Origin of the sequence: Micromonospora sp. BL4 (assembly GCF_003667505.1) — a bacterium.
Taxonomy (GTDB): Bacteria; Actinomycetota; Actinomycetes; order Mycobacteriales; family Micromonosporaceae; genus Micromonospora.
Genome location: NZ_RCVJ01000062.1, coordinates 1 through 394, shown reverse-complemented (window position 1 = coordinate 394; position 394 = coordinate 1). Strand labels below are relative to the sequence as shown.

Below are 394 nucleotides of genomic sequence, written 5' to 3'. Positions count from 1 at the left end.
GGGCGGGCGGGACCCAACCCCGATCCACCAGCAGCGCCGTGCCGTCGGCGAGCACCAGCGGGGTGAGCACCTCGAAGCCGACCCGGCTGTCGACCGTCCGGCCACGGACCAGGACGGTGTTCGTGGGGTCGTACCGGCCGGTGGCGGTGATCCGCGTCCACACCTTGTCCTTCGCGGGGGCCGGACCGGCCGTTCCCGCGCCACCGGTGGGGGCGCGCAGCGCGTCGGCCAGCGCGGCCGGGGCCATCCGCTCGCCCGCGTCGATCCGCTCGTTGATCTCGGTGCGCCCGCAGTAGCGGTCCAGCTGCCAGTTGCCGAGCAGGACCATGACCGCGGCGGCGATCAGGGTCAGGGCGAGTGCGCCCAGCCAGCGTGGGCTCAGCAGGAACCGGTA

Annotated in this window: 1 protein-coding gene; it reads right to left on the bottom strand. The window is 74.6% G+C overall.

Going from position 1 to position 394, the window contains the following annotated elements; translation table 11 throughout:
• A partial coding sequence (locus EAD89_RS04445; protein WP_147458756.1) for an SURF1 family protein occupies positions 1-394 on the bottom strand: 394 nt, incomplete at both ends.